This is a genomic window from Streptomyces sp. A1136 (assembly GCF_004795055.1).
Lineage (GTDB): Bacteria > Actinomycetota > Actinomycetes > Streptomycetales > Streptomycetaceae > Streptomyces.
Genome location: NZ_SSBJ01000007.1, coordinates 68,119 through 94,524 on the forward strand (window position 1 = coordinate 68,119; position 26,406 = coordinate 94,524).

Annotated in this window: 26 protein-coding genes and 1 pseudogene; 11 read left to right on the forward strand and 16 right to left on the reverse strand. The window is 72.6% G+C overall.

Features of this window, described 5'->3' with window-relative positions:
* Positions 1–51: 51 nt before the first annotated feature.
* Entirely contained in the window at positions 52–855 is an 804-nt protein-coding gene (locus E6R62_RS08870) for a restriction endonuclease (protein ID WP_136212776.1), read from the reverse strand.
* Positions 856–1,345: 490 nt separating this feature from the next.
* On the opposite strand from E6R62_RS08870, the gene E6R62_RS08875 reads away from it, so the two are divergent.
* Positions 1,346–2,173 (forward strand): DUF1206 domain-containing protein, encoded by an 828-nt coding sequence (locus tag E6R62_RS08875; protein WP_240801558.1) that lies wholly within the window; start codon positions 1,346–1,348, stop codon positions 2,171–2,173.
* A gap of 95 nt (positions 2,174–2,268) precedes the next feature.
* Here the strand turns inward: E6R62_RS08875 and E6R62_RS08880 are convergent, their stop codons facing one another.
* Genes E6R62_RS08880 through E6R62_RS39450 form a run of 3 tightly spaced genes read right to left on the reverse strand, consistent with a single transcriptional unit; the run spans position 2,269 to position 4,210 of the window.
* Complete coding sequence (locus tag E6R62_RS08880) at positions 2,269–2,991, reverse strand: DUF3618 domain-containing protein (RefSeq protein ID WP_136212778.1); 723 nt, start codon at positions 2,989–2,991, stop codon at positions 2,269–2,271.
* Entirely contained in the window at positions 2,967–3,431 is a 465-nt protein-coding gene (locus tag E6R62_RS08885; protein WP_240801559.1) for a phage holin family protein, read from the reverse strand. Before E6R62_RS08885 ends, E6R62_RS08880 begins: the two co-directional genes overlap by 25 nt.
* Before the next feature lie 2 nt (positions 3,432–3,433).
* A complete protein-coding gene (locus tag E6R62_RS39450) occupies positions 3,434–4,210 on the reverse strand; it encodes a hypothetical protein (protein WP_168714006.1) in 777 nt (258 codons plus the stop codon).
* Positions 4,211–4,391: 181 nt separating this feature from the next.
* On the opposite strand from E6R62_RS39450, the gene E6R62_RS08895 reads away from it, so the two are divergent.
* Complete coding sequence (locus tag E6R62_RS08895) at positions 4,392–4,613, forward strand: hypothetical protein (protein WP_136212780.1); 222 nt, start codon at positions 4,392–4,394, stop codon at positions 4,611–4,613.
* 153 nt (positions 4,614–4,766) lie between these two features.
* On the opposite strand, the gene E6R62_RS08900 is transcribed toward E6R62_RS08895, so the two are convergent.
* A complete protein-coding gene (locus E6R62_RS08900) occupies positions 4,767–4,925 on the reverse strand; it encodes a hydrophobic protein (RefSeq protein WP_136212781.1) in 159 nt (52 codons plus the stop codon).
* 90 nt (positions 4,926–5,015) lie between these two features.
* Positions 5,016–6,191: a PP2C family protein-serine/threonine phosphatase gene (locus tag E6R62_RS08905; protein WP_136212782.1), complete on the reverse strand. Its 1,176-nt coding sequence runs from the start codon at positions 6,189–6,191 to the stop codon at positions 5,016–5,018.
* Positions 6,192–6,390: 199 nt separating this feature from the next.
* Between E6R62_RS08905 and E6R62_RS08910 the strand changes: the two genes are divergently transcribed.
* From E6R62_RS08910 to E6R62_RS08925, 4 genes are all read left to right on the forward strand, one after another.
* Complete coding sequence (locus E6R62_RS08910; RefSeq protein ID WP_136212783.1) at positions 6,391–6,897, forward strand: MarR family winged helix-turn-helix transcriptional regulator; 507 nt, start codon at positions 6,391–6,393, stop codon at positions 6,895–6,897.
* Between the two features lie 222 nt (positions 6,898–7,119).
* Entirely contained in the window at positions 7,120–7,515 is a 396-nt protein-coding gene (locus E6R62_RS08915) for an STAS domain-containing protein (protein ID WP_136212784.1), read from the forward strand.
* Positions 7,516–7,615: 100 nt separating this feature from the next.
* On the forward strand, positions 7,616–7,894 hold the full coding sequence (locus tag E6R62_RS08920) for a DUF3072 domain-containing protein (RefSeq protein ID WP_136212785.1): 279 nt from the start codon (positions 7,616–7,618) through the stop codon (positions 7,892–7,894).
* Positions 7,895–7,898: 4 nt separating this feature from the next.
* Positions 7,899–8,513, forward strand: a complete 615-nt coding sequence (locus E6R62_RS08925) for a phosphatase PAP2 family protein (RefSeq protein WP_240801560.1) — start codon at positions 7,899–7,901, stop codon at positions 8,511–8,513.
* Here E6R62_RS08925 and E6R62_RS08930 read toward each other — a convergent pair.
* Both E6R62_RS08930 and E6R62_RS08935 read right to left on the reverse strand, forming a co-directional pair.
* Positions 8,471–8,668 (reverse strand): hypothetical protein, encoded by a 198-nt coding sequence (locus E6R62_RS08930; RefSeq protein ID WP_136212786.1) that lies wholly within the window; start codon positions 8,666–8,668, stop codon positions 8,471–8,473. The genes E6R62_RS08925 and E6R62_RS08930 overlap by 43 nt on opposite strands.
* A 169-nt stretch (positions 8,669–8,837) precedes the next feature.
* Positions 8,838–10,763 carry an APC family permease gene (locus E6R62_RS08935; protein WP_136212787.1) on the reverse strand — a complete coding sequence of 642 codons (1,926 nt, stop codon included), beginning with the start codon at positions 10,761–10,763 and terminating at the stop codon, positions 8,838–8,840.
* Positions 10,764–11,149: 386 nt separating this feature from the next.
* Between E6R62_RS08935 and kdpF the strand changes: the two genes are divergently transcribed.
* Together kdpF and E6R62_RS08945 are read left to right on the forward strand one after the other, a co-directional pair.
* Entirely contained in the window at positions 11,150–11,239 is a 90-nt protein-coding gene (gene kdpF / locus E6R62_RS08940) for a K(+)-transporting ATPase subunit F (protein WP_037860493.1), read from the forward strand.
* A 64-nt stretch (positions 11,240–11,303) separates the two neighbouring features.
* A pseudogene (locus E6R62_RS08945) lies at positions 11,304–11,555 on the forward strand (potassium-transporting ATPase subunit C); the annotation flags it as partial.
* Positions 11,556–11,599: 44 nt separating this feature from the next.
* Here E6R62_RS08945 and E6R62_RS08950 read toward each other — a convergent pair.
* The 4 genes from E6R62_RS08950 to E6R62_RS08965 all read right to left on the reverse strand — a co-directional run bounded on the left by E6R62_RS08950 (position 11,600) and on the right by E6R62_RS08965 (position 17,471).
* Positions 11,600–13,423 carry an ABC transporter ATP-binding protein gene (locus tag E6R62_RS08950; RefSeq protein WP_136212788.1) on the reverse strand — a complete coding sequence of 608 codons (1,824 nt, stop codon included), beginning with the start codon at positions 13,421–13,423 and terminating at the stop codon, positions 11,600–11,602.
* 162 nt (positions 13,424–13,585) lie between these two features.
* The gene (locus E6R62_RS08955; protein ID WP_136212789.1) at positions 13,586–15,556 is read right to left on the reverse strand and encodes a fructose-specific PTS transporter subunit EIIC; all 1,971 of its coding nucleotides are present in this window, start codon (positions 15,554–15,556) and stop codon (positions 13,586–13,588) included.
* Between the two features lie 212 nt (positions 15,557–15,768).
* On the reverse strand, positions 15,769–16,713 hold the full coding sequence (pfkB, locus tag E6R62_RS08960; RefSeq protein WP_136212790.1) for a 1-phosphofructokinase: 945 nt from the start codon (positions 16,711–16,713) through the stop codon (positions 15,769–15,771).
* Positions 16,710–17,471 (reverse strand): DeoR/GlpR family DNA-binding transcription regulator, encoded by a 762-nt coding sequence (locus E6R62_RS08965; protein ID WP_136212791.1) that lies wholly within the window; start codon positions 17,469–17,471, stop codon positions 16,710–16,712. The genes pfkB and E6R62_RS08965 overlap by 4 nt, the downstream gene beginning before the upstream one ends.
* 338 nt (positions 17,472–17,809) lie before the next feature.
* Between E6R62_RS08965 and E6R62_RS08970 the strand changes: the two genes are divergently transcribed.
* Together E6R62_RS08970 and ptsP are read left to right on the forward strand one after the other, a co-directional pair.
* A complete protein-coding gene (locus tag E6R62_RS08970) occupies positions 17,810–18,082 on the forward strand; it encodes an HPr family phosphocarrier protein (protein ID WP_136212792.1) in 273 nt (90 codons plus the stop codon).
* On the forward strand, positions 18,079–19,737 hold the full coding sequence (gene ptsP / locus E6R62_RS08975) for a phosphoenolpyruvate--protein phosphotransferase (protein WP_136212793.1): 1,659 nt from the start codon (positions 18,079–18,081) through the stop codon (positions 19,735–19,737). The genes E6R62_RS08970 and ptsP overlap by 4 nt, the downstream gene beginning before the upstream one ends.
* A gap of 71 nt (positions 19,738–19,808) precedes the next feature.
* Here the strand turns inward: ptsP and aspA are convergent, their stop codons facing one another.
* The 4 genes from aspA to E6R62_RS08995 form a co-directional block, all read right to left on the reverse strand.
* Positions 19,809–21,218 carry an aspartate ammonia-lyase gene (aspA, locus tag E6R62_RS08980; RefSeq protein WP_136212794.1) on the reverse strand — a complete coding sequence of 470 codons (1,410 nt, stop codon included), beginning with the start codon at positions 21,216–21,218 and terminating at the stop codon, positions 19,809–19,811.
* Between the two features lie 57 nt (positions 21,219–21,275).
* Positions 21,276–22,289 (reverse strand): asparaginase, encoded by a 1,014-nt coding sequence (locus E6R62_RS08985; RefSeq protein ID WP_136212795.1) that lies wholly within the window; start codon positions 22,287–22,289, stop codon positions 21,276–21,278.
* Between the two features lie 106 nt (positions 22,290–22,395).
* Entirely contained in the window at positions 22,396–23,835 is a 1,440-nt protein-coding gene (locus E6R62_RS08990; RefSeq protein WP_136212796.1) for an amino acid permease, read from the reverse strand.
* On the reverse strand, positions 23,832–24,563 hold the full coding sequence (locus E6R62_RS08995; RefSeq protein ID WP_136212797.1) for a FadR/GntR family transcriptional regulator: 732 nt from the start codon (positions 24,561–24,563) through the stop codon (positions 23,832–23,834). The genes E6R62_RS08990 and E6R62_RS08995 overlap by 4 nt, the downstream gene beginning before the upstream one ends.
* Positions 24,564–25,046: 483 nt before the next feature.
* Here E6R62_RS08995 and E6R62_RS09000 point away from each other — a divergent pair, with 483 nt between their 5' ends.
* A complete protein-coding gene (locus E6R62_RS09000; protein ID WP_136212798.1) occupies positions 25,047–26,312 on the forward strand; it encodes a hypothetical protein in 1,266 nt (421 codons plus the stop codon).
* Positions 26,313–26,406: the final 94 nt, after the last annotated feature.

Below are 26,406 nucleotides of genomic sequence, written 5' to 3' on the forward strand. Positions count from 1 at the left end.
GCTGGAGCGCCGCGTACCGCTGCCCCCGCGGGTCGGCTCCGACCGGACCCGCTACGAACCCGCCACCCGAGGTTGGGGCGCGGGTACGCAGGCCCAGGGGGCGGGGCCGGTGGCCGTGGACCAGGCGTGGAGGGCTTGCCGGTCGAAGCAGAGGATGCCGCACTGCTCCGCGTACTCGACGGCCGGGGCGGTGAAGTCGCTGGTGGTGACCACGGCGGCCACCTCGGCCTCGTGGACGACGAAGCAGGTGCCGCCGAAGCGCTGCATGTCCTGGGAGCCGACCTTGTTGGTGGCGCAGTAGCGCTTGCACTGGATGACGACGCGCCGCCCGTCGGGGGCGATGGCGACGATGTCGGCGCCCAGGTCCCCCGCGCCCCCTACGACGCGTACGTCGAGGCAGCCGTCCCGTTCGCACAGCTCGGCGACGGCCCCCTCGAACGCGTCGCCGTCGAGCGCGTCGTAGTCCGCCGGGTCCGGTACCGCGGCGTAATCCGCCCGTTCCTCGGCCGACGGGTACGGCTCGGGTGCGACCGGCACGGGTACGGGCGCCGGCTCCATCAGTTCCGCCGCTGCGTGGTCCAGCGCCCGCGCCGCACGGCGTGCCGCCCGCCGCAGCCGCACCCGCCGTCCCGCGCGGACGGAGCTCCACCCGACCGCGACGCAGCCGGCCGTGGTGAGGACGGCCAAGAGGGGATGCGCTGCGGCGGCTGCCGCCAGGACCCGTACGGCGAAGCCGGCGCCGCACACGAGCAGCGCCACGACGGCGAACCACAGGGCGGTCGAGCGCAGGCTGAATCGGGAGCCGCGCCCCGCCGTGCGCACGGTCGCGGGTATGGGCCGGGTCGGAGTGGTCATCGGCGCATCGCCCCCCTGTCGTTCCGCAAGATCGTTGCTGACGTCTGCCCGGCCGCGCGGCCTTGAAGCAGCCGACGGGCCGCTGATCGGAGGGTCCGATCACATGGGGAAAAGAAAGCGGCGAAGCCGCGTTTGCGTCCCCCGATCGGGGCCATACGGCTTGATGTCGGTGGGCTGGCGCTTCGAGCGGTGTGGCAGGCCACCGGGATCGGCGTCCGCACGCGGCACCCCCTCCCCCCGGGTGCCGCGTGCGGACAACCGAATCGACACGACACACAACCGGCACGACCCGCTGCCGTACCCGCCCCTCCCGGCACACCGGGCACCGACGGCTGCCTCCCCGCAGCGCCGAACGGCCCGGCCGAGGCCCCGACGGGCCGGTACGGCGGCTTCCGCTGTCCGAAAACGCAAACCGACCGTACGGGGAAGGTTGAGGGATGTGGCACGCAGAGGGGAACGTCCGGCGCCTCGCGCCGCGAGGTCCGGTCCGGTGAGCGCCACGGTGGCGGACGAAGGGGTGCGCGCCGTCTCCAGCGGCGGCGCCGCCCGCGAGGTCACGGCGCGCAGCGGGCTGGTGGCCCGGGGCGTGCTCTACGCACTGACCGGGCTTTTGGCCGTACGGGTCGGTCTGGGTACCGGCGGCGGCCGGGAAGCCGACCGGCAGGGCGCGTTGCAGGAACTGGCCGGGAAGCCGTTGGGCCCCTTCCTGGTCTGGGCCGTCGGCATCGGGCTGGTCTGCATGATGCTCTGGCGGTTGTCCGAGGTCGCGTTGGGCGCCGCCGGCCCCAAGGGCGACGCCGCCACGAAGCGACTGGCCTCGGCGGCGCGGGCGGTGTTCTACGCCGCCGCCGCGTATTCGGTCCTTTCCTTCGCGGCCGGCTCGGGCGGCACCCGGTCCAGCGACGAGCAGTCGCGTGACGTGACGGCGAAGGTCCTCGGGTGGCCCGGCGGCCAATGGCTGGTCGGCGCGGTCGGCGCGGCCCTTGTCGTGGGCGGGGTCGTCACCGCCGTGCGGGCGGTGCGGCGCAAGTTCCGCAAGCACATGAACCTGAGCCGTCTCTCCCCCCAGTGGCGTCGCGCCGTCGAGCTCCTCGGCGTGGCGGGCGGTGTGGCGCGCGGTACGGTCTTCGCCGCGGCGGGGGCCTTCGCGGTGCACGCGGCGGTGCGCTACGACCCCGCGCAGGCCAAGGGCATGGACGACACGTTGCGCACGTTGACGCAGACGCCCGCCGGGCCGTGGCTGCTGGTGGCGGTGGCCATAGGGCTGATGTTGTTCGGGGCGTTCTCCTGGGCCATGGCCCGCTGGCGGATCGTCTGACCCGGGCAGCCCACGGGCCCGTCCCTTCGGGGCGGGCCGCGTACGTCCGCGTCCCCCGGCCGCTTCGGCCGGGGGACGCGGACGTACGCGGCGCGTCAGGTCATGTAGCCCGGACCGTCCTCGGCGCTCTCCCGGCTCGTGGAACCGGGCGCGTCGGTGGTGTCTGCGCCGGTCGCGGCGGCCTTGGCCTGCTCCGCCGTTTCCCGGCCGGCCCGGCGCAGTTCCCCGGCCGTCTCCTGGCCCGCGTCCTTGGCCTGGTCCCGGGTGGTCGACACGGCGTCCTGCGCGGCGGACTTGACGGACTCGACCGCCTCGCCGGCGGGTTCGCGCAGTTCGTCCCCCACCTCCTGGACCGCCCCCAGAGCCGTCTGCTTCACGGGCTCCAGCAAGTCTTGTCCGTGCTCCCTCAGGTGGCGTCCCGCCCGCTCCTCCGCCTCGGTGCTCGGCAACAGGCCTCCGGCGAGCAGACCGGCTCCGAAGGCGATGAGGCCGGCGGCCAGGGGGCTGCCCTGCGTCTGCCTCCGCGCCTGTGCGGGCGCCTGTTGGAGGGTCTCGCTCACGCCGCCCACCGCCTCCCTGGCGGTGTCCGCGATGTTCTCCACCGCTTGACCGGTGCTGTCGGTGATGCCTTGTGCGGTCTCGTGCGCCGTGCCCATTACGCGCTCCTTCACCCCGCCCAGGCCCCGTCGCACGGAACCGACCCGACGCTGCGCCACGCGGCGCGGCGTCACCTTGTCGGCGAGGAGGTCGACGTTGCGCGCCAAGTGGGCACGCCTGTACTCCACATCGGTTCTCAACTGATCGGGTGTCGTGCCCATCGGACGTCCTCCTTCACCGCTTCCACGGTCTGCTCGGGCTTGAGGTTTACGGTCCGCAGTTGTTTGCGTCCGTTGACGTAGAGGATCGCGCCGGCCACCGCCCACACGGCTGTGACGATCAAAGCCGCCCACGCGATGTCCATGACATGGGCCAGGGCGAAGACGATGGTCAGGCTGCCCAGCAACAGGGCCAGGTGACCGGCGTAGCCCGCGCCTCCCAGCATCCCCACCGCTTTGCCCGCCTTCGTCGACTCCTGCTTGATCTCGGCCTTCGCCAACTCGATCTCGTCACGGACCAGGTGTGACAGGTCCGCGCCGATCTCGGAGATCAGGTTTCCGATCGACGGTTCGGTCTGCGACTCGGTCCACCGCCGGTCGTCGGAGGCCCACCGCGGTGGCGTCGACGGCGCCGGCGGCCGTTCGTGTGCGGAGATGGCCACGGTCAGCCGCCTTCCGTCGGGTGGGGGCCGCCGGTTCCCGAGGGGGAGCCGGGCGGATACATCGGCGGGGCCGGAGCGCCCTGCGGCGCCGGCGTCACATGTGGTGGCTGCGACTGTCCGTAGGTGTCGAGGGGATCGCCGTAGGCCCCTCGGCCGGTGCCGGGCGGCGCGCCGTTGCCGTCCGCGGTGGGCGCGACGGCGGGCGTCGCGGGCGCGGGGGCGGCGGACCCGTCGCTCCCCGCCGCCGGGACGGCGCGCGGCCCGGTCCCGGAGGACGACGCCGCGCCCAGCCCGTGGACCACGCGCGCGGCGGCGAAGCCCGCCAGTGCGGCGCCCGCGAGGAACACGCCGGGGCGGCGCCGGGCGAAGTCCTGGAGGTCGCCCACCAGGCCCTCCGGGCCACGTTCCTCCATGCGGTCGGCGACCCGGTGGCCGCTTTGCGCCACGCGGCCGACCAGTCCGGCCGCCGTGGAACCGGACCCGCTGTTCTCGCTCATCTCCCTCAGTTCGTCGGAGAGCCGGCGCACGTTCCCGGCGAGGCGGCGCGTCTGGGTCCCCGCCTGGTCCTGGAGCTGGCCCTTGAATTCGCCGATGAGGTCCTTGGCCTGGCTCGTGGCCTCGTCGACGACCTGCCCCGCCTGCTCCTTGGCGGTCCGGGCCACGTCGGTCGCCTTGTCGCCGACCTTCGCGGCGCTCTCGCCCAGTGTGTCCTGGGCCGTTCGCGCTGCCGCCGCCGGCGTACCGGCCGGACGGCGGCCTGAGTCCTGGATGTCAGTCAAGGCTTTTCTCCTCGTCGATCGAAGCCAATCAATCCGTCCTCCACCCGCGCGTACCCGCCCGGCCGCGCCGAACCCCAAAACGGCATAAAAAAGACATAACCGACTCAGGGTGGAACGCGCTTGGAAACGGGTACCACAACCGTCCAGTCGCAGACGACGGCGGAGTGGTGCGTGATCGGTGATGGCCGACTGCAAGGTTCCCGACTACCGCACGGGCAGGCGCGGGCGGCACTGGACGCACGCCCTGCGCAGCGCCCAACGGGCCGGGGCCGTGATCGTCACGGACGACACGGGGGAACCCGTCTCCTACTCGCACACCGACAGCGGACCGGGCCGCCTGCGGCCCTGGGTCAGCGCGGGCGGCGTGCGGTACGACAGTTACGAGGTCCACCCGGAGTGGTAGGTCCGCGGCGGCCCGGCCCGACGGAAACCCGGCCCGACGGAAAGGGCCTGGCGGAAAGGCCTCGGGAAAGGGCCTCACGGAAAGGGGCCCGCCCCCCACCGGCCGGGCCCCTGGCCTGCGGGACGGGGTAGGGGATACGGGCTACCAGTGGTATCAGCGGCCGCCGCCACCACCACGCGGCCTGGCCACGAAGCCGATCAGCCAGATCACCAGGACCGCCAGCGCGATCCACCAGAGGATCTTGATGGCGAAGCCGGCGCCCAAGAGGATCAGCACGAGCAGAAGAACGAGAAGCAGCGGCACCATGGTCATCCACCTCCGCCACGGGCCTGCCCGGGGCGAATCCGTCCATGCCTGCTCTTACGTCTTCCATCGACGCGGTCCCCGTGCCGTCGCCTCCGCTCAGGCCGCGGACAGAGCGCCGCGGCCGTGCCAGTCGAGGCAGACCACCAGCGCGTCGTCGTCCGCGTCGGCGTCGCGGTAGTCCCGCAGTGCCCGCAGGACGGCGGTCGGGACCTCCGTGGCGGGAAGAAGGGCGGCGGAGGCGATCGCCCGTGCCAGCGCCTGCTCCTCGTACGCCTCGCCCCCGGGCGAGGAGGCGGCGTAGACCCCGTCGCTGACGAAGACCAGCCGGTCGCCCGGCAGGACGCGGAACTCCTGGAGCGCGTACTCCGACTGGTCGAACATGCCGAGGGGGAACTGGGCCTCGAAGGGGACGCGCTCCACGGCCTTGTCCCGCTGGCGCCACAGCTGCGGTGAGCCGGCGTCGACGACCTGCACCCGGCCCGTGGCCAGCTCGAAGGAGAGCAGGAGGGTGGAGACGTACGATTCGCCCCGGTGGGCGGAGTACAGGGCCAGGTCGGCCAGGGCGGCCTGGTCCGCGATGCCGATGCCGGCGCGCCGGGCGTTGCGCAGGGCGTTGACCGCGAGGTTGGTCAGCAGGGCCGCCTGGATGCCTTCGCCCATGCCGTTGGTGATGGTGAGGGTGAGGTTCTCGGCCGTACTGGCCCAGTCGAAGTTGTCCCCGTGGATGGCGTAGGCGGGCTCCAACTGGGCGCCGATGGAGTACTCGGCCCGCGCGCAGGCGCGGGCCGGCAGCAGTTGCCACTGCATCTCCGCGGCCAGGGTGAGCCGGCTGACGCGGCGCGCCTGGAGGTAGATGTCCGTGTCCCGCTCGGCGACGAGGACCTCGTGCCCGAGCAGGCCGGCGATCTCGGCGAGATCGCCGCGGGACTCGGGGGTGCACAGTTCGCCGGGCAGCGACACCGAGAGGATGCCGAGCCGGTCCCCTCGGACGGTCACCGGCAGGTGCAGGGCGATCATGCCCGGGCCGGTGTCCTCCTGGCAGGGGGCCTGACTTCCGAAGGCCCGGCCCGCGACGGTGCCGTGGACGGACAGCGCGGCGGCCGAACGGGGTACGGCGGTGACGGGGTGCAGGGTGGCGAGGCTGTAGTCGGCCATCAGCAGTTCCACGGCATACGCCCCGTAGTGGGTCGCGAGGGCGGAACGGGCCGCCTCGACCAGCGCGTGCGGAGCGGCGGCGCGCAGGGCGCGCTCGACAGCCAGGAAGTTCGTCATCGTCGGGTCAGGCTCTCTGGGGGGTCACGGTGGTCGAGGGTGACAGGGTTCGAAGGTCACGGTGGCGGGTCACGGGGGTCGGCGGTCGGTGCGGATGGAGCGGGCGAGCGGGGCCGGGGGCAGCCTCGCCGGCGGCCGGGGCGACGGCCGGGAGCTGCCGGGATGGCTGGGGCAGGGTGCGGGATGACACAGTAGGCCAATGCCCGCGTCCGGCCACCACCCCGACCACTTGGCGGCAGCCCATGCCCTGAGCACGGTCTCGCAATTGCTCGACGTGCTGTGGGCCCGCGGGCAGGAAGCGGTGTCGATCGGCTCGGTCCCCCCGTCCCAGCTGCGCGCGCTCTTCGTCATCGAAGCGAACCAGGGCACCAATCTCCGGGCGCTGAGCGAGGCGTTGGGCTCCCGTCCGTCGGCGGTGAGCCGCCTGTGCGATCGACTCGAAGCCGTCGGGCTGCTCCGCCGGACCGCGAGCGCCCACAGTGCGCGCGAGATCGAACTGCACCTCACCCGGGCGGGACAGGACACCCTCGATCAGATCCGCGCCTTTCGCCGGCGCGAGGTGACCGACGTACTGGCCTCCATGCCCCCGGCGCAGCTGGCCGCCCTCGCCCTGGGGCTCGCCGCCTTCGAGGACGCCGCCGGCGCCCGCATGGGGGTGCCCCGCCACGATCCCGGCTCCCCCGCCGGGCTGCCGGACATCGCCTGAGCCGGTCCCCGCCGCGTCCCGGCCCCGGAACCGGGGCCCCCGGTACGCCCGCCCCCACCTGCAATTGTTGCCATGTGGAAACTATATCGCTAGCGTGGAGATCCTGGTCGTGCATCCAGGCCGGACTGCGCACCGATCGCCCAAGAGGTGGCGACGCCGCAGGACCCGAAGCGGGAGACGACCGTCCGGTCGGCCTCGCCGTAAGCCCATGAGAGGCCATCTGTGCCGACGACTCGTATCCACCACCTGAACAACGACCTGTTGAGCGTCACGACTGTCCGGACCGAGAACGCGTGGGTCATCACGGTCAGCGGAGAGGTCGACCTCGACACGGTCGACCCCCTGCGACGCACCTTGGAAGCAGCGGCTTCCCCCCGCCAACCCCTGCCCGTCCTGGTGAACCTGAGGGATGTGAGCTTCGCCGGCGCGGCCCTGGTCAACATCCTGCTGCGGGCCCGTCTGAGCCTCGGCCAGGACCGGCTCGTCCTCGCGGAGCCGGCGCCCCGGGTGATCCGGCTGCTGCGCCTGACCGGCCTGGACGCCCACTTCGCGATGAGCCCCCGCCCCGCGGTCCGCCCCCGGCGGGACCGCGTCGCGAAGGTCACCTACCACCCGTAGACCCACCCGACCCGGTCCGACCGCCCACCCCCTGATGCGGCGCGCGAGATTTCCCCGACGTCGGAGATGGCATGGCCGACGAGCGGGGTAGTCGGACGTTATGACCGACCTGAACCCGAACGAACAGCAGCCGGACAAGGACGTCGACGAGTGGGTCACCGGCGACGAGCCGGCCACCGGTCCCCAGCTGAGCTATCTGCACACCCTTGCCCGGGAGGCCGGGGAGGACGTCCCCGGGACGCTCACCAAAGCGGAGGCCTCCCGGCTCATCGACCGCCTCCGACAGGCCTCGCCCCGGACGGCCGACCCGCAGGGGGCGGTACCCCGCACCCCCGCCGACGAGGCGGCCACCCGGCCCGGCGGCACCGAGAGTCCGTGACCGCGTGACGAGCGCCCTGCCGAGGCTACAGGCCGCGGAGCGGCGTCTCACCCGGCGCGTGGCCGGCTGGGACGCGCTCTGGGCCCGGCGCACCCTGTCCACGGTCGAGGGCGCGGCCCGGCGCACCAAACTGTGGTGGGGCGTCGCCCTGCTGCTGGCCGTCACGGGCGGTCGGCGCGGACGCGCGGCCGCGGTGGCGGGCCTGACGGGAATGGCGGTGGCCGAGGTGTTGTCCAACGCCGTCGTCAAACAGCTCGTGGCCAGGGAGAGGCCGCCGGCGGAATGGTTCCGCGCGGACGAGGTGCGGGAGCGGCCCGACTCCTCGTCCTTCCCGTCGGGACACACCGCCGCCGCGGTCGCCTTCACCGCGGCCGTGACCGAGAAGTGGCCGGCGGCCGGTGCGCTGTGCGCCGGGGCGGCCGCCGCCCTCGCCGTCGAGCGGGTCCACAGCGGTGCCCACTACCCCAGCGATGTCGCGGCGGGTGCCGCCATCGGCCTCGCCTCCCGGGCCCTGCCCCACGCCGTGCCCGCCGCCTTGCGCCGCGGAGGACGGCTCGTTCCGCGGGCGGCCTCGGTTCAGTGGCCCGGGCCGGGGCGGCTGTGGCCGTGGCCCTCGTGACGGCCGTCGGCGCCTTCCTCGTTGAACCAGTAGTCCCCGGCGGCGTGGTAGCGCCGCCGGGTCTCCCCGGCCCTGCCGACCGCGCTTCGGAGGGCGTCGGCCGCGGCGGCGACGGGAAGTTCGATGCGGTCGTTGCGGGGCTGGCGTTCGAACACAACAGGCTCCTGACGAAGCTGGGGTGGGATCTCCCTCATGATGGCGCCGCGCCCCGCGTCCCGCAGGTCGAGGCGGTCGCGTCCCCCGCCGGAGCCGCCTGCGGATGCGGGGCGCGGCGTTCCGTGGCAACCTGAACCGCCCCTCGGTGCGCGGGGCGCCGGGTGGTGCTCAGCCGGCGTGGACGTGGGGGCGGCGCTGCCGGTCGGGTTCGGCCTCGCGGATGACCTCGCGCGTGACCGGGGCGACCTCCCCCTGGCCGAAGAGGAAGAACCGCAGGAAGTTGGCCATCGGGTTGCCCTCCGTCCACTCGAAGTAGATGTGCGGGCGCTGCCCGGTCTCGTCGCGTACGTGCATGAGCAGCGCGGCCAAGGCGTTGGGGATGCTGGCGCTCTCCAGGGTCAGGACCCGGTAGCGACCGTGCAGCACCTCGCCGCGCACGCGCAGCCCCGACTCGAACTCGGACGCGTCCAGGACGGTGACTTCGACGAAGACGACGTCGTCACCGGTCGGGATGTCGTTGTCCTCGTTGATCTGCCGGACCTTGTCCCGGTACTCCGCCTCGTCGCGGCTGCCGGGCTCGTTGGCGACGAAGCGGATCGTGCGGTCGGCGGCGTCGCGGACGAACCGCTGCGCCAGGGCGTCGAGTTCCACGTGCGTGACCCGGAGCTCGAAGACGCGGGCGAGTCGGGACAGCAGGGAGAGCGCCATGATGCCGGCGATGAAGCAGGCGCCGATCTTCACGCCGTCGGGGCGTTCGAAGACGTTGACGGCGGTCGTGTAGAGGAGGACCGAGGAGATGAGGCCGAAGCCTATGGTCCAGCCGCGTTGTCCGGCCTTGCGGGCGGCGATGGTCACCGCGACGGCGGCGGAGGTGATCAGGACGAGGACGCCGGTGGCGTAGGCGCCGCCCTGCGCGTCCACGTCGGCGTCGAAGAGCCAGGTGACGAGGAACGCGACGAGGGTGAACACGATCACCATCGGGCGCAGCGCCCGCGCCCACTGCGGGGCCATGCCGTAGCGGGGCAGGTAGCGGGGCATCAGGTTGAGCAGTCCGGCCATCGCCGAGGCGCCGGCGAACCACAGGATGCAGATGGTCGAGACGTCGTAGACCGTGCCGAAGGCGGAGCCGAGGTGCTCGTGGGCGAGGTACGCCAGGGCCCGGCCGTTGGCCTCGCCCCCGGGCTTGAACGCTTCGGCGGGGATGAGCAGGGTGGTGATGAAGCTGCTGATGATGAGGAAGACGCTCATGATCACGGCCGCGGTGGTCAGGAGCTTCTTCGTGCCGCGGACGCGTCCGGCGGGCTTGTCGGCCGTGTCGTCCCCGTCGCCCCGTACGTGCGGCATGACGGCGACGCCGGTCTCGAATCCCGACATGCCGAGCGCGAGCTTGGGGAAGACGACGAGCGCGATGGCGATCATCATGAACGGGTTGCCGTGTTCGGCGGTCAGGGCGTGCGACCAGTCGACGACGACGTGCGGCCGGGAGACCACCTCCCACAGGCCGACGGCCATGACGACGACGTTCAGGGCGAGGTAGGTGCCGACCAGGACGACGGCCACGCCGATGGCCTCGCTGAACCCCTTGAGGAACACCGCCCCGAGCAGGGCGACCAGCAGCAGCGTGATGACCACCTCGTGGCCGTGGAGCGTCGCGGTCAGGTGCGGGTTCTCCACCATGTGCGCGGTGGCGTCCGCGGCGGAGAGGGTGATGGTGATCAGGAAGTCCGTCGCCGCGAAGCCGAGCAGGGTCAGGACGAAGAGCTTGCCCTTCCAGAAGGAGAGCAGCCGTTCCAGCATCGCGATGGAGCCTTCGCCGTGCGGGCTCTCCTCGGCCACCCGCCGGTAGACGGGCAGCGCGCCGAAGAGGGTGAGCAGGACGAGCACGATGGTCGCGACCGGCGACAACAGGCCGGCGGCGAGGGCCGCGATGCCGGGCTGGTAGCCGAGGGTGGAGAAGTAGTCGAGACCGGTGAGACACATGACGCGCCACCAGGGGCGGCCCTCGTGCTCGGCGTGGACCTGCTGTTTGGGGCGGTCGGTCAAGCCTTCCAGCAGCCACGCGCGCAGGCGTGGCGTGCGGGCAGGGGTGGCCATCGTGGTGCTCCTGTCGTACGCATGAAATCGGCCATCACCTCGACGGCTGAGTCAGCGTACGCAACCTGAACATTCCTGCCCGACCGGGGTCCGATCCTGACATATTCTTAACGCCTGACCTTCCGCCGCCTTCGAATGCGAGGGTGACCGCCGCAGCGGGAGCGGCGCGTATGAAGGCCGTCAAGGCCGCCCCCGCACCCGTCAGGAGGGCGTCAAGGACGTGCGATCCGGACACCGGGACGAGGTTGGCTCGTCCCAGGCCGACAAGGCCGGATCCTTTCCCCCCTCTTCCCCCAGGAGTTCTCGATGGCCGATGTGGCCTTCGTCCTCGCCGCGGTCGCGGTGTTCGCGCTGGTGGCCCTCGTCGCCCGGGGGGTGACCAAGCTGTGACCGTCGAGAACGTCGTCGGCCTCGTGGTGGCCGTCTCCCTGCTCGGTTACCTCGTCCTCGCCCTCGTGTACCCGGAGAGGTTCTGAGCACCGACATGTGCGAGGAGACCCGCTTCGGGGTCCTCGGCGATCTGCCAACCCCACGACCGACCACAAAGTGGAACCGCGGGACGTGCCGGCGGACGCCGTCACCTCCTCCGGCTCCGGCCTCGACCCGGACATCTCGCCCGCCTACGCCGAACTCCAGGTCCACCGCGTCGCCGAGCGCAACGGGCTCGACGTGCGACGGGTGGAACGCCTCGTCGCCGACCACACCCGGGGCCGCACCCTCGGCTTCAGGGGCGAACCCCGCGTCAACGTCCTGGAACTCAACACGGCGCTCAAGGCCCTGACCGGGGCCTGACGGCGCTCCCGGTCGCCCGGGAGCCGGAGCCGGGGCCCCGGGCCTCAGACCGGGTCCTCCAGGAAGCCGCCCGACTGGTGCTGCCACAGCTTCGCGTAGGCACCGCCCGAGGCGCGCAGTTGCTCGTGCGTGCCCTGTTCGATGATCCGGCCGCGGTCGAGGACGACGAGGCGGTCCATCGTGGCGACCGTGCTCAGACGGTGCGCCACCACGAGCGCCGTCCGCCCCTCCATGAGCCGCCACAGCGCGTCCTGGACGAGGATCTCGCTCTCGGAGTCCAGGGCGCTGGTCGCCTCGTCGAGGAGCAGGATCGGCGCGTCGCGAAGGATCGCCCGGGCCAGGGCGACCCGCTGGCGCTGCCCGCCGGACAGCTTGACGCCCCGCTCGCCCACCATGGTGTCGAACCCCTCCGGCAGCCCGTCGGCGAACTCCGTGACGTGCGCGGCCTCCGCCGCACGCCGGATCTCGGCGTCGGTGGCGGCCGGCCGGGCGAACGCGATGTTGTCCCGCAGTGTGCGGTGGAACATCGCCGGGTCCTGCGGCACGTAGGCGATCAGGCTGCGCAGGTCGGCCTGGCGCAGCCTGCTGATGTCCTGCCCGCCGATCATGATGCGGCCCGAGTCGATGTCCGTCATGCGCAGCAGCAGCCGGGTGAGCGTGGTCTTGCCCCCGCCGGAGCGGCCCACGAGGCCGATCTTGGTCCCGCTGGGCACGCTCAGGTCGAGGCGTTCGAAGAGCGGCTTGGCACCCGCGTGGGCGAAGGTCACCTGCTCGAAGCGCACGTCGGCGGCGGTCGCGGACCGCAGCGGCTCGGGGGACGGCGGGTCGAGCACCGTCGGCCGCTCCAGCAGCAGTTCGGTGAACTGGGCGGCCTCGGTCATCGAGCTTTCCAGGCGGCGGTAGATCTGGTTGAACTCGAACATGATCCGGGTCGCGTTGGAGTAGTAGGTGAAGGCGACGACGACGGCCTCCACGCCGTGGCCGGAGCCGGCGAGAGTGACGGCGAGGAGCAGCCCGAGCGCGTTGGTCACCACCGACATCGGCGCGACCAGCGTGTCGATGCGCAGGTTGCCGTAGTCCCAGGAGCGCAGCGTGAGCCGCCGCGACTCGGCGACCCGCGACCGGTGCTCGGCGGCCTCGCGCTCCTCGGCTCCGAAGGCCCGGATCGTGTCGATGTTCATCAGGCTGTCCGCGACGTGGCCCGAGACCCGGGCGATCGCCTCCTCACGCTTGCCGACCAGCCCTTGGCGCCGACGGATCAGCGGCGCCACGCAGAGCGCCGTCAACGCGATCATCGACAGCAGGACCACGACGAGCAGCGGTTCGTAGTGCCACAGCACCACCGATCCGAACGCCAGCGGCACGAAGCTGCCCATGACGGAGAAGGTCAGCGTGTCGACGAACTCCTCGAAGCGGGAGGCGAAGCTCAGGACCCGCTTGGTCAGCGAGCCCGCGAAGTTGTCGTGGAAGAACGCGGCGTCCTTGGCGAAGAGCTCGTCCATGCCGATCACGTAGAGGCTCTCGATGCCTCGGGCGTCAAGGCGGTTCAGGCAGTGCAGTCCCACGCGCCACAGCGCCTCGGCGAGCAGCAGGGTCCCGCCGAACCACAGGACGTAGGGCAGCATCGGGCCGATGCCGGCGCCGCCGCCCCCCGCGATGTGGGCGATGAGCTTCGCGACGACCAGCGGCGCGATGTAGTTGATGCCGATGTTGCCCATGGCGGGCAGCAACATCGCGGGCAGGGTCAGCCATTTGAGGCGGCCCAACTCCCGTCCGTAGTACCGGAGGGCGAGAAGCGTCGCGCCCGTTCTCGTGTGCGTGTCCGTGTCCGTGCCCGGCGAACCTTCGCGTAATTCGAGCGATGCCATGTCAACCCCGCGTCGTAGGACCGGCGAGGATTCGCAGTGTCCTGCAAGCACACCCGAGCAGTCCAAGCGTTTTCCCGGGCGCGGGCCCCGCGGACCCGCACCCGCGCCCGCCTCCGGGCGGCGGGCTCGGGCACGGCGAACTCGGCCCCTACGGGAATCGACTCAAAGGGTGGCCGGCTTCCCGTCGGCGACGAGGGAGTCCGGGGCCGCCTCGGTGGCGGGCTTCCGAATTTCCTTCAGTACGACCACCACCGCCGTGGTGACCACCGTGCCCGCCGCGATGGCGATCAGGTAGAGGAACGGGCTGCCGATCAGCGGGAGTACCCAGATTCCGCCGTGCGGGGCACGCAGGGTGGAGCCGACGGCCATCACCAGGCCGCCGGCGGTCATGCTGCCGGCGATGGCCGCCGGGATGACCCGCAGCGGGTCGGCCGCCGCGAACGGGATCGCGCCCTCGGTGATGAACGACGCGCCGAGCACCCAGGCGGCCTTGCCGTTCTCCCGCTCCTCGGGGGTGAACAGCCCACGCCGGACGGCGGTCGCCAAGGCCATGCCCAGTGGCGGGGTCATACCGGCGGCCATCACGGCGGCCATCACCTTGAGACTGCCCGCGTCCGGGGCGGTACCGGCGGCGGTGAGCGCACCGGCGGCGAAGGTGTAGGCGACCTTGTTGAGCGGGCCGCCCATGTCGAAGGCCATCATCGCGCCGAGCACCGCGCCGAGCAGGATCGCGTGGGAGCCGGAGAGGCCGTTCAGCCAGTCGGTCAGGCCGTGCATCGCCGAGGCGATCGGTGAGCCGACGACCACGAACATCAGGAAGCCGACCACCGCCACCGACAGCAGCGGGATCACCACCACCGGCATGATGCCCTTGATCGCCCGCGGCACGTTCCAGCGGATCATCCACAGCACCAGGAAGCCCGCGATCAGGCCCGAGGCAATGCCGCCGAGGAAACCCGCGCCCACCGCCACCGAGACGGCACCGCCGGCGATGCCGGCGGCCAGTGCCGCCCGGTCCGCGATCGCCCAGGCGATGTAGCCGGAGAGGATCGGGACCAGGAAGCCGAAGGCCGCCTTGCCGGTCTGGAACAGCACCGCCGCCCAACTGTGCGAGGAGGTCCACTCGAAGTGACCCGGTACGGACGGGGCGGAGGCTATCCGGTAACCGCCGATCGCGAAGGCGAGAGCGATCAGCAGACCGCCGGCGGCGACGAACGGGATCATGTAGCTGACGCCCGTCATCAGGTACACGCGCAGCCGCTGGGCCCAGTGCTCCCCCGCCGGTGCGCTCGGCGCGGCCACCGGGCCGGGAACGGCCGCGCCGCCACCGGCCCCGGTGACCAGCCCGGCGGCCTGGGCTATCAGGTCGTCGGCGCGGTTGACGGCGGCCTTGACGCCCACGTCCACGGTCGGCTTGCCGGCGAATCGGGCGCGGTCCCGGACCTCGACGTCATGGGCGAAGATCACGGCATCGGCGGCCGCGATCACCTCGGGGGGCAGCGGCGTCGTCCCGGCCGAGCCCTGGGTCTCGACCTGAATCCGCGCACCCGCCCGGGCGGCGGCCAGTTCCAGGGCCTTGGCGGCCATGTAGGTGTGGGCGATGCCGGTCGGGCAGGAGGTCACCGCGACCAGCCGCAGCCCACCGTCGCCGGCGGTCGTCTCGGCAGCGGCGGCCGGCGCGTCCTCGGCGTTGACCAGGGCCGCGACCGCGCCCGGGCTCTCGGCCTCGCGCAGGGCGCCGGTGAAAGCGGGGTCCATCAGCCGGCGGGCGAGCGCGGCGAGGATCCGCAGATGGGTGTCGTCGGCACCGGCCGGTGCCGCGATCATGAAGATCAGGTCGGCGGGCCGTCCGTCCGGGGCGTCGAAGTCGACCCCTCGGGCGCTGCGGCCGAAGGCCAGGCTCGGCCGCGTGACGTGGGGTGACCTGCAGTGGGGGATGCCGATTCCGTCACCCATCCCGGTCGGGGCCTGGGCCTCGCGGGCGGCGACATCGGCGAGGAAGCCGTCGAGGTCGGTGACCCGCCCCTCGGCGACCAGCCGTTGGGCGAGTGCGCGCAGAGCTTCGCTCTTGTCCTCGGGGGCGAGGTGGAGGTCAACGAGTGCGGGTGTGATCAGTCCGCTGGTGTCACTCATCGTGTCAATCCTTCAACTGGTGGCTGACGGTGTTCCCTTGCCCCCGGGAAATGGCCGCCCTTCCGTCCCACACGGTCGGGCGTGGTCGCCTCCGGCGCGGACGCCGGACGTTCGCCTGGGCGGTGTCCGCTCGGCCTGCTGTGATCCGCGGCCGTTCCGGTACCCGCGCTCGACGCTCGTCCGTCGGCGTCCGTCCTGTCAGGAGGGTGTTCTCAACCGTGAAGCGGTCGTGCGAGCGGGATGTCCGCCGTCACGGCCACTGCGGTCGGGTCCAGGTCGGCCGGGGTCGGCATGACGCTCCCCGGCAGTTGTACGGCGGCGGCGCCGTGCGCCAGGGCCGCCGCGAGTGCCTCGGGGCCGGTACCACCGGCTCCGAGGAAGCCCGCGAGTGAGGCGTCGCCCGCTCCCACGTCGCTGCGGACGGTGGCGACCGGAGCGCTGCCGAACCAGCTGCCCTCCTCGGCGATCAGCAACATCCCGTCCGCGCCGAGACTGGTCAGGACCTGCTGGGCGCCGCGCTTGCGCAGTTCCCCGGCGGCGTCCACGGCGTCACCGACGGTGACGAGCGGGCGGCCCACGGCCTCGGCGAGTTCCTCCCGGTTGGGCTTGACCACGTCGGGGCGGGCCGAGAGCGCGGCCAGCAGCGCGGGCCCGGAGGTGTCCAGGGCGATCCTGGCGCCACCCGAGTGCACCTGCGCGACCACCTCGGCGTACCACTCGGGCCCCAGTCCGCGCGGCAGGCTGCCGCAGCAGGCCAGCCAGTCCACGTCCTCGCCCGTGCAGTCGTCGCGGACGAGCGCCAGCAACGCGGCCGATTCGGCGGCGCTGAGCTCGGGGCCCACCGCGTTGATCTTCGTGAGCCTGCCGCGGTCCTCGGCGATCGAGACGTTGATCCGGGTGTCGCCGGTGATCGTGACCGCCGCGACCTCGATGTCCTGGCGGCGCAACAGATCGGAGAGCAACTGCCCGGAGAATCCGCCCAGGGGCAGGACTGCACGGGTGCGGTGCCCGGCGGCCGTGAGCGCACGGGCGACGTTGACGCCCTTGCCGCCCGGGTCGAGCCGGTCGTGCGCGGCCCGGTTCACCTGGCCCGGAGCGAGCGTTCCCAGCTCGTAGGTACGGTCGAGGCTGGGGTTCGGGGTGATGGTGACGATCATGCGCGGATGACTTCCGGTCCGTGGTTCTCGACCTCGGCGGCCTGCTCGTCGGTCAGCCCGGTGTCCGTGACCAGGACGTCGACCTGGTCCAGAGAACCGAACCGGGCGAAATGGCGGACGCCGAACTTGGCGGAGTCGGCCACCAGGACCACCCGTCGGGCACCGTTGAGCATGGCCCGTTTGACGGCCGCCTCGGCGAGGTCCGGCGTCGACAGACCGCCTTCCGGGGAGAAGCCGTTGGTGGCGACCACCGCGACGTCCGCGTGGATGTCGGCCAGGTCGCGCAGCGCCCAGGCCTCGACGGCGGCGTGGGTGCGGTGACGCAACCGCCCTCCGATCAGGTGGAGGGAGAGCCCTGGGTGATCGGCGAGCCGGGCCGCGACGGGGAGGGCGTTGGTGACGACCGTGAGGGCGCAGTCGGCGGGCAGCAGTCCGGCCAGCCGCGAGACGGTCGTCCCCGCGTCCAGGATCACGCTGCCCTCGCTCGGGAGCAGGGCCAGGGCCGCCTTGGCGATGCGCTCCTTCTCGGCAGCGGCGGTGGAGTCCCGTTCGGCCAGGCCCGGCTCCAGGTGCAGTGCGCCGACGGGTAGTGCGCCGCCGTGCACCCGGTGCAGCAGGCCGGCCCGGTCGAGGGCGCTCAGGTCACGCCGGATGGTCTCCTGGGTGACGCCGAAGTCCTCGGCCAGTGCCGGCACGTCCACCCTGCCCCGCTCCTGGGCGAGGCGGAGGATCTGTTGCTGCCGCTCGGGAGCGTACATGTGGGATTGGGTCCGTTCATGTCTGTTTACGTCTGATGCAGCCCGACCATACGCGCCCCGGCCGAAAAAGCAAGGGAAAGCCTCATCCGGCTTCCGCACCGACGGCGATGCCCGAATGTGTTGACATCCCGCCGAGACTGGGCGTAAAACCAATCGAAACAACACGCCTACGGGCGTGAAACCACGGACTGCCCGGTCCCCCGTCACTGCCCCCGTACGCGAAGGCCGGGCACGAACCACGGCGGTCCGCGCCACACCCTCCGCGCGGCCGCCGTGTCCGACTCTCCCGCCGACCCGGTTCCCACCCGGGTCGACGATCGTCTCCCCGAGGAATTCCCATGCACTCGATCCAGGTCACCGTCGGCTCCGAGAGCGGCCTGCACGCCCGCCCGGCATCCCTGTTCGTCCGCGCCGCCGCCCGGCAGCCGGCCAAGGTCACCGTCGGCCGCCCGGGCCAAGCCCCGGTCGACGCCCGCAGCCTGCTGTCCGTCCTCGCCCTGGCCGCAGGCCGCGGCGAGACCCTGGAGCTCACCGCCTCCGGCGACGGGGCCGAGGACTCGCTGAAGGCGCTCGCCGCGCTGCTCGCCTCCGACCTCGACGCAGCGGCATGAGTGATCCCATACGCGGGATCGGCGTCGGCACCGGCAGTGCCGCCGGCCCCGTCGCCCGGATGGCACCCGCACCCGCGCTTCCCGCCCCGAGGCCCGTCACCGAACCGGCGGCCGAGGCCGCGGCGGTCCGGGCGGCCCTCGGGGCGGTCGTCACCGACCTGCACGAGCGCGCCGCCCGTGCGAGCGGCCCCGGCTCCGAGGTGCTTGAGGCCCAGGCCATGATGGCCGCCGACCCGGTCCTCGCCGACCGGGCCGCCGCACTCGCCGAACAGGGCACCGACGGCGCGCACGCGCTCGCCGCCGCCTTCGACGGCTTCCGCGCCGCGCTGGTCTCCGCGGGCGGCTACTTCGCGGAACGCGCCGCCGACCTCGACGATCTGCGCGACCGCGTGTTGGCCCGCCTGCTCGGCCTGCCCGTACCGGGCCCGCCCGACCCCGGGCACCCGTACGTCCTGGTCGCCGACGACCTGGCGCCCGCCGACACGGCGCTGCTCGACCCCGAGCGGGTGCTGGCCCTCGTCACCGTCCGCGGCGGGCCCACCAGTCACACCGCCATCCTCGCCAAGGCGCTCGGTCTGCCCGCCGTCGTGGGCTGCACCGCCGCCGCGGAGCTGGAGGACGGCCGATGGGTCCTGGTGCACGGCGCCGACGGCGTGATCGAGCCCGACCCGAGTCCGGAGGCGGTCGAACGGGCCGCCGAGCGCGAGCGCCGTCGACGCGAACTGGCGGCCGGGTTCCGGGGACCGGGCCGGACCGCCGACGGGCACCCGGTCTCGCTGCTGGTCAACCTCGGTGCGCCGCACGAGCTGGCCGGGGCGGCCGCCGCCGACGCCGAGGGCGTGGGCCTGTTCCGCACCGAGTTCCTCTTCCTGGACCGCACCGAGGCCCCGAGCCTGGCCGAACAGGCCACCGCCTACCGACGGGTCTTCTCGGCCTTCGCCGGCCGCCGGGTGGTCGTCCGCACACTGGACGCGGGCGCGGACAAGCCGCTGCCCTTCGCCACCCGCGCCGACGAGGAGAATCCGGCTCTGGGCGTCCGCGGCCTGCGAACGGCCGCCCGGGACCCGCGGCTCCTGGAGACCCAGCTCGCCGCCATCGCCGAGGCCGCCGCGGACGGCACCGCGCAGGTGTGGGTGATGGCTCCGATGGTGTCGGTCCCGCGTGAGGCCGCCGAGTTCGCCGCCCGGGTCCGTGCGCACGGCCTGCCGCTGGCCGGGGCGATGATCGAGGTCCCGGCCGCCGCCCTGCGGACCGACCGGCTGGCCGAGGTCTGCGACTTCTTCAGTATCGGCACCAACGACCTGGCCCAGTACACCTTCGCGGCCGACCAGACCCTCGGCTCCCTCGCCGACCTGCTCGACCCGTGGCAGCCCGCCCTGCTCGCGCTGGTCGCCGCCGCGGCCGGGTCGGCGGTCGGCCACGGGCGTCCGATCGGCGTCTGCGGGGAGGCCGCCGCCGACCCGGCGCTCGCCCTGGTGCTGGTCGGTCTCGGGGTCACCAGCCTGTCCACCGCACCCGCCTCACTCCCCGAGGTGCGGGCAGCCCTGGCCACCCACACCCTCCACGAGTGCCGCGAGCTCGCCGAGCTGGCCCTGCTCGCGGACGACGCCGACGACGCCAGGCGCACGGTCCGGTCGAGGGTCGGGGGACGCTGATCCCTTCCGTCGGGGCGCCGGGCCGGCGCGGGCCCGGCGCCCGCGGACGTCCGGCCCCGGCCGTCCCGTCGTCAGGCCCCGGCCGCGCCGGTTCCCGCGATCACCTCGGGGCGCAGGAGGGCGGCGAGTTTCTCGGCCGGGAGCAGACCCCTCTCCAGGACGAGTTCGGCCACGCCCCGGCCGCTGGCGAGTGCCTCCTTGGCGATGTCGGTGGCGGACGTGTACCCGATGTGCGGGTTCAGGGCGGTCACCAGGCCGATGGAGTTCTCGACGGTCGCGCGCAGCATCTCGGTGTTGGCGGTGATGCCGCCCACGCAGCGCTCCGCGAGGGTGAGACAGGCCGCGCGCAGGTGGGTGACGGACTCCGACAGCGAGTGCAGGATGACCGGCTCGAAGGCGTTGAGCTGAAGCTGCCCCGCCTCGGCGGCCATGGTGATGGTGACGTCGTTGCCGATCACCTCGAAGGCGACCTGGTTGACGACCTCGGGGATCACCGGGTTGACCTTGCCGGGCATGATGCTCGAACCCGCCTGTACCGGCGGCAGGTTGATCTCCCCGAGGCCCGCGCGCGGTCCGGAGGACAGCAGGCGCAGGTCGTTGCAGGTCTTGGACAGCTTGACGGCGATGCGCTTGAGCACGCCGGACATCTGGACGAACGCGCCGCAGTCCTGCGTGGCCTCGACCAGGTTGGCCGCGGTGACCAGCGGCAGCCCGGTGATGGCGGCGAGGTGGTGGCGGGCCGATTCGGCGTATCCGGCCGGGGCGTTGAGGCCGGTGCCGATCGCGGTCGCGCCGAGGTTGATCTCGTGGATCAGTTCGACCGCCTCCGCGAGCCGGCTGCGGTCCTCGTCGAGCATGACGGCGAAGGCGGAGAACTCCTGCCCGAGCGTCATCGGCACGGCGTCCTGCAGTTGGGTGCGGCCCATCTTCAGGACGTCGTGGAATTCGACGGCCTTGCGGGCGAAGGCCTCCTGGAGGACGGCCATGGCGTCGAGCAGGCCGTGCACGGCGGAGACGGTCGCGATCCGGACCGCGGTCGGGTAGACGTCGTTGGTGGACTGCCCGAGGTTGACGTCCTCGTTGGGGTGCAGGTGCCGGTACTCGCCCTTGGCGTGGCCCAGCAGCTCCAGCGCCCGGTTGGCGACGACCTCGTTGGCGTTCATGTTGGTCGAGGTGCCGGCGCCGCCCTGGATGACGTCGACGACGAACTGGTCGTGCAGCTTGCCGCCGCGGATCTCCCGGCAGGCGGTGACGATCGCGCCGGCCTTCGCGGGCTCCAGCAGGCCGAGGTCCTCGTTGGCGAGGGCGGCGGCCTCCTTGACGGCGGCGAGGGCGTCGATGAGGTGCGGGTAGGCGGAGATGGGCGTGCCCGTGATGGGGAAGTTCTCCGTGGCGCGCAGGGTGTGGACGCCCCAGTAGGCGTCGGCGGGGACCTCTCGGTCTCCGAGCAGGTCGTGTTCGCTGCGGGTGGCGGCGGTCATGGGTGTGCGGGTCCTCTTCCTGAGGTCGGTGGGGTCGGGGTGGTGGGGCGGGTCCGGTCAGGCGGGGGCGGACGCGGTCGGGTTCGGTGCCGCCACCGGCCGGATGCTGCCGACCGGCCGGCCGCCGCCGGTGATCGGCTCGCCCGCGAACCCGGCGAGCAGCCGCGGGTCGACTCCCGCCCGGGCCAGGGCGGCGGCCGCCACGGGGACGCGCGCCCGGTCCGCTCCGTCGGCGATCTTCACGGCGACGGCCCGGCGGTCGGGCAGTGCGGCCACCTGGACGCCCTCGAAGCCGTCCTTGACCAGCAGCCCGGGCACGGCGCGCATCAGCTCGGCCGCGTCCCGTCCGGTGCCGGAGGCCATCTCCGGGTGGCCGCGCAGCGCGTCCGCCACGCGGCGCTCGGCGGTGCCCGGCGCCGCCCCGGCGATGCGGGCGGCGGCGCGGGCCAAGCCGTGCAAGGAGACCGCGAACAGCGGGGCTCCGCAGCCGTCGACGGTGACGTTCGCGATGTGCTGGCCGGTGAGCTCCTCGACGACTTCCGCGATCGCCCTCTGGAGCGGGTGGGCGGGGTCGAGGTAGGTGCTCAGGGGCCAGCCCGCGAGCTTGCACAGGTACAGCATCGCGGCGTGCTTGCCGGAGCAGTTCTGGGCGAGCCGGGAGGGCCGGCGGCCCTCGCGCACCCACGTGTCCCGGACCGCCGGGGCGTACGGCAGGTCGGGGACGTTGCGCAGGTCGTCCTCGGTGACGCCGGCCGTTTCGAGGATCGTCCGGGTGCCGGCGAGGTGGTGCTCCTCGCCGGAGTGACTGCCCATCGCGAGGGAGAGCAGCGCGCCGTCGAGCGGCAGACCGGCCCGCACCATGGCGACGGCCTGGAGGGGCTTGAGGGCTGAGCGCGGGTAACAGGCGACCTCGATGTCGCCGATGCCCGACCGGACGCCGCCGTCGCCGTCGAGGACGACGACGGAGCCGTAGTGGATTCCCTCGATCAGGCCGCCCCGGGTGACATGGGCGACCGGTGCGTGCCGGGGCTCGCGGATCGCGGGCGCGTCCGCGAGGAGACTGCTGCGCATACTGCCTCGTTCGGTGGTGGGTTTGCCGCTGACCGCGGTGGCGGGCGGGTGCCTCGCCGAGGACGCTCCCGGCCCGGGCGTGACCGGGCCGGGTCGGTGTCCGGGCTCAGCCCTCGCTCTCGGCGGCGGCGCGCGCCACGCGCCCGCGGACCAGGTACCAGCCCGCGACCAGCGCCGCGGCGATCAGCGGCACGCACAGCACGGTGGTGCGCGCGGCCCCTCCGTCGGCGTACATGAGGACGAGGACGGAGGCGAGGAAGGCCAGCGTCACGAGTTCGGTCCAGGGAGAGCCGGGCAGCCGGTAGGCGGGGCGGGTCAGTTCGCCGGCCCGGGTCTTCCGCCAGAAGAGGAGGTGGCAGACCATGATCATGCCCCAGGTGGCCAGGATGCCGATCGCCGCGAGGTTGAGCACGATCTCGAACGCGTCCGCCGGGACCACGAAGTTGAGCCCGACGCCGAGGACGCACATGCCGCTGGTGAGGAGGATGCCGCCGTACGGTACCTGGGTACGGCTCAGTCGGGCGGTGAACCGCGGGGCCGATCCGTTGACGGCCATCGAGCGCAGGATGCGGCCGGTGGAGTAGAGGCCGGAATTGAGCGAGGACATGGCCGCGGTGAGGACGACCAGGTTCATCACGTCACCGGCAGCCGGGACGCCGATGTGGGAGAGCACCGTCACGAACGGGCTCTGACCGGCGCTGTAGCTGTTCCACGGCATCAGCATCGACAGCAGGACGACCGAGCCGACGTAGAAGAGGCCCACGCGCCACATGATCGAGTTGATCGCCTTCGGCATGATCTCCTCGGGGTTCTCGGTCTCACCGGCCGTGACGCCGACCAACTCGACGGAGGCGTAGGCGAAGACGACTCCCTGGACGATCAGCAGCATGGGCAACAGGCCGTTGGGGAAGACCCCGCCGTGGTCGGTGATCAGGGACGGACCGGGTACGGCGCCGTCGACCGGGTGCCGGCTGACCAGGAGGAAGATCGCGATCCCCATGAAGGCCACCAGGGCGCCTACCTTGATGATGGCGAACCAGAACTCCAGTTCGCCGAAGATCCGCACCGAGATGAGGTTCACCGTGAGCACCACGGCCAGGGCTATGAGGGCGATCACCCACTGCGGGACATCGGAGAACAGGTGCCAGTAATGGGTGTACGTGGCGACGGCGGTGATGTCGGCGATGCCGGTGGTGGCCCAGTTGAGGAAGTACATCCAGCCCGCGGTGTACGCGCCCTTCTCCCCGAGGAACTCCCGGGCGTACGACACGAAGGCGCCGGAGGACGGCCGGTACAGGACGAGTTCCCCGAGCGCGCGCACCACGAGGAAGGCGAAGATCCCGCAGACGGCGTAGGCGACGAACAGTGACGGCCCGGCGTCGGCGAGACGTCCGCCCGCGCCGAGGAAGAGCCCGGTGCCGATCGCGCCTCCGATGGCGATCATGTTGACGTGCCGGGGTTTCAAGGACTTGCTGTAGCCGGTGTCACCGGCGTCGACGTGACGGGTCGTGGGGCGCTTCTCGTCTTTGAGGAACTGCTCGCTCACGCCTCGGATCTGCCTTCCGTGGAGGTGGCCGTGCGCTGGGGGCGCACGATGTCGGTGAGGGTCGTCTCGACCCGCAGGAGGTGGTGGGACATGGCCTCCACCGCGTCGTGCTCGCAACCGTCGACCAGCGCCTCCAGGATCGCCCGGTGCTCGCAGTTGGACTGCTCGCGCCGGCCGCCCAGTTCGTTGAGGAAGGTCGACTGACGCGCCAGTGCGTCACGGATCTCTTCGATGACCCGGCGGAAGACCGGGTTGCCGGAAGCCTCGGCCACCGCCAGGTGGAAGACGGTGTCCATCGCCACCCAGGCGGTGGTGTCGGTCTCCCGCTCCATCCGGTCGAGCAGATGGCCCAGGTGGTCCAGGTCCTCCGGAGTCCGGCGCAGCGCGGCGTACCCGGCGACCGGGATCTCGACGTGCCGGCGCACCTCCAGCAGGTCGCTGGCCGCGTAGTCGCCGAAGGTGGGGTCCTCTACCGTGTTCGCCGTGACGAACGTGCCCTTGCCGCTCTTGGAGACGGTCAGGCCCATCGCCTGAAGGGCCCTGAGCGCCTCCCGCAACACGGGCCGGCTGACCTCCAGGGTCCGGCACAGCTCCGCTTCGGACGGAAGCTTGTCGCCCACGGCGTACTCGCCGCGCTCGATGGCGCTGCGCAGGTGGCTGAAGACCGCTTCCATGGCGCTGACGCGCCGCGGAAGCGGGCCACCTGTCTGGCTGTCTGACAGGTTCATTCCGTGATCCTCATGCCAATACCGGAGGGTGTCAAGACACCCGGGTCGGGAAAGTCCGGACCGGCGGGCTTCGCACCGTGCGCGTCTTTCGCCCACCGGAGCCGGGCCGATGCCCGGGGCGGAACTCGACGCCGTGCGCACCGGGACGGCCGGCCGGAGCGGCTCGGCGCCCGGCGGCGACTTCGACAGGGCGCTCGGCTTCGTGGGCACAGGCCTGCGCGCGGCCGCCACGCCCCAACCGACCCTGTCGCGCCGCGGCACCGGATCGCCCCCCGGCGGCGGGGACACAGCCGGAGGTGGACGAGCCGTGGAGGGGATGTGAAACGGCCAACCTGGCGTCGGCCGCACGCGCGTAGACCGCGCCGCGACGCCCGCGTTCTCGGCGCGTCCGACTATCGGACGCGATGGCTGAAAGTTAAACTATTGGGTGGCGGGCGCACTACGTTTGACGGCGGTTGACGTTCCACCGAGAGGAAACCCCTCATGACCGCAGCCGACAGCGCGCCGATATCGGCCCACGTCCTCACCGGCTACCGCCCCGAGGACGGCTTCATGGCCGTTGAGCTGGACCCGCCTCCGGCCGAGTACGTATGGCACGACGAGCACGCCGAACAGCCGGAGCGGCGGTACGGCCCGGGAGCGGGCTACCACCAGTGGCTGGCGGTGGACGCGCGCGGCGGCGCCGTCTGGTTCGGCGACACGGACTGGCGTGCCGCGCCCGAAGACCTCGGAAGCCGGCTCCCCGGCCCACCGCGCAGGGCGCTCGGCGACGGGGCCATCCCGGCCCCCGGCGTCATGGTGCAGCTGCTCGGCCACCTGACCCACGACGAACGGCGCGGCTGCTCCTGGCGTTTCTTCACCGCCGAGGAGCTGCACGCCCTCGCGCTGTGCGTACTGCCCGCCGTGCAGCGGCTGGTGGACTCGGTCCACCGCATCGGGCCGGCGGGCGAACTGGAGTGGTCCGCCGAGGCGGCCACCGCCTGGGACGACATCGAGCACGCCGCGACCCACGCCTTGGATTCCTCCGGCGAGTTCCTCCGGCCCGGGCCCCGCACGACACCGGCCCCCGAGTGGCGCGTTGAGGTCGGCGCGTTCCTCGCCGTGAACCCCGACCTGTGCGACCCCTCCTGGGGCCTGGCCACGGACGCGGAACTCGACGCCTACGCCGACTACCGTCCCGACAGCGGCTACGGCGGGGTACCGGGACGGGTGTGCCGCGCCGCCGATCGGCGGATCGAGGACGGTTTCACCTTCTACGGCCACCGTGCCGCCCTGTACGCCTACCGCGCGCACGCGTGCGGCGACCGCACTCCGACGGACGCCCGCGCCTGGCTGGAGACGACGGAGGCGGGCAGGGGCACCTGGGAGGCGGCCAAGCCCCTGGGAGCCACTCTCGCCGATGTTCCGGACTGCGTACTGGCGGCCTTGGCCGAAGGATTCCAGAACGCCGCGCACGAGGAGGGTCTGGTACTGACGGGCCTGGACGCCTACTTGCGTCGGTTGCGCGCCGAGGAACGCTCCGCCGTCGACCGGCAGCTCGTCCGTGAAGCCGAGGAAGTCGAACGCCTCGAAAACACGCTCAAGGACTTCCGCGCCGCACGGAACCGCACCGTGACACGGATCCTGGCCTGGTCCGACGGGCGTGGCGATGGGGAGATCGCCCGCCTGGCGTCCGTACCCGACGACTACGTCGGCGACTGGCGGGCCCGCCTGACCGACGACACGACGACCGCCACTCCCGGACCGTGAAACGCCGGGCGGCGAAGACCGGGGCGCCGGCGCCCCGGCCGTACGCGGGACCGGGCGCCCCGGACTCAGGCCGGGCGGACACAGGACAAGCGCG

Bases quoted from the DNA above. Each gene is read 5' to 3' on its own strand.
- E6R62_RS08870 (WP_136212776.1), bottom strand. From the start codon at position 855: ATGACCACTCCGACCCGGCCCATACCCGCGACCGTGCGCACGGCGGGG.
- E6R62_RS08880 (WP_136212778.1), bottom strand. From the start codon at position 2,991: ATGGGCACGACACCCGATCAGTTGAGAACCGATGTGGAGTACAGGCGT.
- E6R62_RS08895 (WP_136212780.1), top strand. From the start codon at position 4,392: ATGGCCGACTGCAAGGTTCCCGACTACCGCACGGGCAGGCGCGGGCGG.
- E6R62_RS08900 (WP_136212781.1), bottom strand. From the start codon at position 4,925: ATGACCATGGTGCCGCTGCTTCTCGTTCTTCTGCTCGTGCTGATCCTC.
- E6R62_RS08905 (WP_136212782.1), bottom strand. From the start codon at position 6,191: ATGACGAACTTCCTGGCTGTCGAGCGCGCCCTGCGCGCCGCCGCTCCG.
- E6R62_RS08910 (WP_136212783.1), top strand. From the start codon at position 6,391: ATGCCCGCGTCCGGCCACCACCCCGACCACTTGGCGGCAGCCCATGCC.
- E6R62_RS08920 (WP_136212785.1), top strand. From the start codon at position 7,616: ATGACCGACCTGAACCCGAACGAACAGCAGCCGGACAAGGACGTCGAC.
- E6R62_RS08935 (WP_136212787.1), bottom strand. From the start codon at position 10,763: ATGGCCACCCCTGCCCGCACGCCACGCCTGCGCGCGTGGCTGCTGGAA.
- E6R62_RS08950 (WP_136212788.1), bottom strand. From the start codon at position 13,423: ATGGCATCGCTCGAATTACGCGAAGGTTCGCCGGGCACGGACACGGAC.
- E6R62_RS08955 (WP_136212789.1), bottom strand. From the start codon at position 15,556: ATGAGTGACACCAGCGGACTGATCACACCCGCACTCGTTGACCTCCAC.
- pfkB (WP_136212790.1), bottom strand. From the start codon at position 16,713: ATGATCGTCACCATCACCCCGAACCCCAGCCTCGACCGTACCTACGAG.
- E6R62_RS08965 (WP_136212791.1), bottom strand. From the start codon at position 17,471: ATGTACGCTCCCGAGCGGCAGCAACAGATCCTCCGCCTCGCCCAGGAG.
- E6R62_RS08970 (WP_136212792.1), top strand. From the start codon at position 17,810: ATGCACTCGATCCAGGTCACCGTCGGCTCCGAGAGCGGCCTGCACGCC.
- ptsP (WP_136212793.1), top strand. From the start codon at position 18,079: ATGAGTGATCCCATACGCGGGATCGGCGTCGGCACCGGCAGTGCCGCC.
- aspA (WP_136212794.1), bottom strand. From the start codon at position 21,218: ATGACCGCCGCCACCCGCAGCGAACACGACCTGCTCGGAGACCGAGAG.
- E6R62_RS08985 (WP_136212795.1), bottom strand. From the start codon at position 22,289: ATGCGCAGCAGTCTCCTCGCGGACGCGCCCGCGATCCGCGAGCCCCGG.
- E6R62_RS08995 (WP_136212797.1), bottom strand. From the start codon at position 24,563: ATGAACCTGTCAGACAGCCAGACAGGTGGCCCGCTTCCGCGGCGCGTC.
- E6R62_RS09000 (WP_136212798.1), top strand. From the start codon at position 25,047: ATGACCGCAGCCGACAGCGCGCCGATATCGGCCCACGTCCTCACCGGC.